Genomic DNA, 1470 nt, shown 5'->3' with positions numbered 1-1470 from the left:
TGCGGGCCCGGATCGTGCTCGCCGCTGGCAGACGGTGACGCGAACGCTGCGATCGCCCGCGAGGTCGGGGTGTGTGAGGACACCGCACGCCGCTGGCGGCATCGCTTCTGCCTCGAGCGCCTGGAGGAAACGCCACCCCGCAGTGACTCCTCGACGGCCCGGTTACTGCCCTGGATGGCCTCGGCAGGCAGGCCCTCTGTCGACACCCCACCCCGGCACTGGTCGGCGCACTTCGGGGCGCAGCGGACCCTGCCGAGGTATGGCAAATCGACCTGCCCCGGCGTTGGCACTGCGCCCCGGTGATCGTCCCTCCATTTGCTGCAGTGACGTCATGGTTACGCGCCCAGACATCCGCAGCTGACAGTCAACAGTCCACCGATGGCGGCGAATAGGGGCCAATTAACTTTTCCGCAGCGTTATGTGAATGAAGTTGACTTAACTTTTTTCGGAACGGTATTCATGTAATCATCCCTGCTAGGCCCGCATTTGCGCCGATGAGAGATTGGGAATTTCATGAGAAGCCGCATCGCTCCTTTTGTCAGTGTGGTTGCAATCGCCATGGCCATGTTCACGCCGACAGTGCACGCCCAGACCGGAAGCTCGGGTTCCACAACTGCCGCTTCCATTTCCCCTGACACTAAAGAGGTGGCCCTAGAGGCATACAAGAACCTCGACGTTGATGCTGCACGCACCGCCGACCCCTCAGGATTCGACCGTCGACTCGACAAGCTGTCGTCGAGCCCGGCAATGACCGAGTTCCTCAATCGCTACTCCATAGACCCCTCCGGTGAGCTCAAGCGCCTCGCTGCCCTGATGGACGACCGCGCGATCGACACGTTTCTCGCCAAGACTGACGGGCAGTACATCACGCCGAACACTGGGCCTGAGGGAGGCCTTCAGCTCGTCAACGAGCTTCCGGCGCCTGACACTAACCCCGGCGGCGATTTGCAACCTGCCGCCACTTGTTGGAAGTCCTACGTCGGAATCGGCGCGTTCACGTGGGTAACGGGCTTCTACTGCGCACTGACGGGCATCATGACCTTTCCGTGCTTGTGGATCGCAGCCATTGCTGGCGACAAGGTTAACTGGGATCGATACTGTTGATGCGTACCTTCGCCGCGCTCGCCATCAGCGCCGTTATCGGAGTCGTCGCCTACGCATTGATCGTCATGATTGGCCCGAACTCGGGAACGGCAACATCGCTGCGAATCGCGCTCTGCGCGGGACTAGCCATTATGGACTTCACCCTGGGCATCGGCGCACGAGTACGGGCCAACCGTCCGTTGAGATCCCTAATTCCCCCCGCCTTCGCCAACAAGGACGACAACTCTCGCTGACCGTACTTAAGCCTGGATCCACCGATGAGATGAACTTCTAGCGCGGTGTGGGAACGCGAGAATGCCCTTCTGAACTGGCAAGATACGACTTGCTTAAGGTCCGTATCGCCAATTCAAGAAGGGCATCCCGCAG

At 60.5% G+C, this 1470-nt stretch carries 3 protein-coding genes; all 3 read left to right on the top strand.

Features of this window, described 5'->3' with window-relative positions:
* Positions 1 to 24: 24 nt before the first annotated feature.
* The 3 genes from Q2K20_RS18250 (at position 25) to Q2K20_RS18080 (ending at position 1337) form a co-directional block, all read left to right on the top strand.
* The gene (locus Q2K20_RS18250) at positions 25 to 303 is read left to right on the top strand and encodes a helix-turn-helix domain-containing protein (protein ID WP_372510012.1); all 279 of its coding nucleotides are present in this window, start codon (positions 25 to 27) and stop codon (positions 301 to 303) included.
* A gap of 210 nt (positions 304 to 513) precedes the next feature.
* Positions 514 to 1104 carry a hypothetical protein gene (locus Q2K20_RS18085; RefSeq protein WP_159149097.1) on the top strand — a complete coding sequence of 197 codons (591 nt, stop codon included), beginning with the start codon at positions 514 to 516 and terminating at the stop codon, positions 1102 to 1104.
* A complete protein-coding gene (locus Q2K20_RS18080) occupies positions 1104 to 1337 on the top strand; it encodes a hypothetical protein (protein ID WP_132064308.1) in 234 nt (77 codons plus the stop codon). The genes Q2K20_RS18085 and Q2K20_RS18080 overlap by 1 nt, the downstream gene beginning before the upstream one ends.
* The last annotated feature ends 133 nt before the right edge of the window (positions 1338 to 1470 follow it).

The organism is Dietzia sp. IN118 (assembly GCF_032905965.1).
Taxonomy (GTDB): Bacteria; Actinomycetota; Actinomycetes; order Mycobacteriales; family Mycobacteriaceae; genus Dietzia; species Dietzia kunjamensis.
Note: the sequence above shows the minus strand (reverse complement) of the source record. Positions and strands in the feature narration are given on the sequence as shown.